A 2,777-nucleotide genomic window follows, 5' to 3' on the forward strand; every position below is an offset into this window, starting at 1 on the left:
CGCGCTGGCGGCGGTCACGGCAAAGCGTCCCGGCGTGTCGGCGACCACGACGGGCGTCGGCAAGGCCGGCGACACCACCGTGCCGGCGGCCCCGCGCACCTGCAGGTAGCCCTCGTCGGTGAGGATGCGGTAGGCGGTTTCGACCGTACCGCGCGCCAGATTCAGCTCCGTCGCCAGCGCACGCACCGCCGGCACACGCTGGCCGGCGCGCAGATGGCCTTGGGCGATCGCGGTCTTGAAGCGCCGGCAGATCTGCAGGTAGATCGGCAATTGCAGCGTGCGGTCAACGCTGAGTTCCAAAGGAGCGGGAGCGGTTTTCATGGACCAGTCATTTGTACGTTTTTGAAGTAGTACGGGAAGACAAGATAGTCGCATACTGCGCGCCGGCGGGCCACGGGTACGGCGGGATTGTGAGGACTTTTCCGAAGAAAATCATCCGTTTGAATGTTGGTCGAACTCAACAAAATACGATGCAGCAATCATTTTTCTTTGCAGCAAGAACAGGATTGTTTAGAGTAGCTGCATTGCACCAATTCGTCCCTTCACTGCGCCCCTATCGATCTTTACCGCCCGGCAATGATTCCATCCCCAGCAGCCGCTCGCACCGGCCGGCCTTCCTTTCCGGCGTTGACATGCGCCGGCGACGGACGACGTTCATGATGCGCGAACATCAGGGCTTGGCCAGTCGCATCATTGCGGCGCGTGGCAGGACGTCTTTGCCGGCTGAAGATGCAGGAATGCCGCTGTTCACCCATCATCATTTCAGCGTCTCGCAGCAACCGATCATGCTGCAGGCGCAGGCCTGGAGCGAACGCGTCAGCGGCCTGCTCGACACGCCAATGTCGCGAACCCAGCGCCAGCAAAGCTTCGCCGGCGAGATGGATTCGTATGTCTTCAAGGACATGATCTATCTCGACTGCCGCACCGACCCGCTGGCGCAGTCGCGCACGCTGGCCAAAATCTCGTGCGACAACGTGCGCGACTTCGTCTTCCATGTCGCCGTGGAAGGCGTCATGGAAACCCTCACCGACAGCCGTCGCGAACGCAAGTCGACGCAATTCGTGCCCGGCATCCTGGCGCTGGACATGGGCCAGCCGATGCGCATGCTGCGTCCGACCTATGCACACGTGCTGGCCTTCTTCCTGCCGCGCGCCATGGTCGAAGCGGAAATCGCCGATGCTGATGCGCTGCACGGCCAGGTGCTGGCCTACACGTCGCCGCTGACGCGCCTGCTGCTGGCGCATCTGGTGGCGCTGAGCCGGGATCTGCGCGGCATGTCGGCGACGGCGGCGGAAGAAGCCATCCGCGTCTGCGTCGACCTGCTGCTGGCCGCGTTCGGCAAGCAGCAGCGCCTTACCAGCAGCGCCCGCGCCGCCGCCCAGTCGGTGTTGCGCAGCCAGATCCAGCGCCACGTCCAGAGTCGCCTGTATAGCAAAGATCTGACGCCGGAAAACGTGCTGCGCGCCTTTGATCTGTCGCGCCCGACCTTGTATCGCATGTTTGAAAACGAAGGCGGCCTCGGCACCTATATCCGCAATTTCCGCCTGCGCGAAGCCGCCGAAGAACTGGTCAGCATGCGCCGCACCGCGGTGATGGAAATCGCTTACGGCCTGGGTTTCGGCAGCGCCTCCGACTTCACGCGCGCGTTCCGTCGCGCCTACGGCATGACGCCGCAGGATTTCCGCGCGCTCGGGCTGGATTTGCGCCGAACCTGACCAACCGAGGCAGCTGAAGCAGTTGACACAGCTGACTTAGCGAGCGATCGCGCAGTCGTGGTCGAGCAGGACTTCAGCGCTGCCGAATTCCCCGCGGTCGAAATTGACCGGCATGTTGATCAGATAGAAACCCTCGTCGCCGCCATCGAAACGCGCTCCCGTCAGCAACAGCGACTGCGCGCCCATGGCGTTGGCGGCATGCTCGCTGCGCGCGGCAGCCAGCTTGAACGGGTCCTGCGACTGCAAGGCGTCCGCTTCCAGCCGCATGACCCAATAGCGATGCCCCTCGAGCATGAAAGGCATCCATTTCCCCAAGGGATCGTGCCGATGCGCGCGCAACAAACCCGGCACGTCGCGGCGCATGCAATCGATATGGATATGCAGTTGCAACTGGCTGCGCGCCGCGGCGGAATTGATTTCGAGGCCGACCTGCGACGGCTCCAGCGGCCGCCCCAGCGCAGCACCGACGCGGCCGCGCTGCTCCCACGCATGACGCCAGTAATTGGGCCATTGCGCCTGCTGCAGTTCACGACTTTCGATGCCGCTCAGGCGCACGGTCGGGATCAGCAGATACTGGGCCGCGCCGACCAGGTCCTTGAGGATCACGAAGCCGCTTTCACGATCTACCATTGCGCACGGCGCCGGATCGCCGGAAGCGAGGCTGTTGGGCAGGCATTTTTCGTTCGCGATCTGCCACAGTGCATCGGGGTTGGCGGCGTGTGCCGGAGCGGCGATGGCAAACAGCAGAAACGGCAGAGCGAATAGCGGGAAAAAGAGGCGCATGGGTAGTTGACGTTGGGTTCGGAGGATTAAGCTTAAGCCGCGAATATGTCGGCGTCGTTACGGCCGGACCGCGGCGCCATCCAGCGATCATAATCGTTCTCCGCGCACGGCGTCGGCAAGCACGCGCCGACTGCGCTACATTGGAGCTTTCCCTGCCAGCACGACGGAGCCGCCATGAAACCCATCCCGACCATTCCCCTCAACAACGGCGACCGCGTTCCCGCGCTCGGCCAAGGCACCTGGAACATGGGCGAGTCGGCCGCGCGCGCCCCGGAATGC

General features: G+C 63.6%; 3 protein-coding genes. 1 reads left to right on the plus strand and 2 read right to left on the minus strand.

The features are described from left to right. On the minus strand, positions 1–321 hold a 321-nt coding region (locus tag HLUSI_RS29490; RefSeq protein ID WP_157137912.1), incomplete at its 3' end, for a GntR family transcriptional regulator. Between the two features lie 335 nt (positions 322–656). On the opposite strand from HLUSI_RS29490, the gene HLUSI_RS0118380 reads away from it, so the two are divergent. After that, positions 657–1,715, plus strand: a complete 1,059-nt coding sequence (locus HLUSI_RS0118380) for a helix-turn-helix domain-containing protein (protein ID WP_016835348.1) — start codon at positions 657–659, stop codon at positions 1,713–1,715. A 36-nt stretch (positions 1,716–1,751) separates the two neighbouring features. Here HLUSI_RS0118380 and HLUSI_RS0118385 read toward each other — a convergent pair whose 3' ends face one another. Next, entirely contained in the window at positions 1,752–2,498 is a 747-nt protein-coding gene (locus HLUSI_RS0118385) for a CDP-diacylglycerol diphosphatase (protein ID WP_016835349.1), read from the minus strand. Between the last annotated feature and the right edge of the window lie 279 nt (positions 2,499–2,777).

The sequence above is a fragment of the Herbaspirillum lusitanum P6-12 genome (genome assembly GCF_000256565.1).
In the GTDB taxonomy this organism is placed as follows: Bacteria; Pseudomonadota; Gammaproteobacteria; order Burkholderiales; family Burkholderiaceae_D; genus Herbaspirillum; species Herbaspirillum lusitanum.

What these genes read in the sequence shown, in the direction of transcription:
- HLUSI_RS0118380 (WP_016835348.1), top strand. Translation starts at nt 657, where the DNA reads ATGATGCGCGAACATCAGGGCTTGGCCAGTCGCATCATTGCGGCGCGT.
- HLUSI_RS0118385 (WP_016835349.1), bottom strand. Translation starts at nt 2,498, where the DNA reads ATGCGCCTCTTTTTCCCGCTATTCGCTCTGCCGTTTCTGCTGTTTGCC.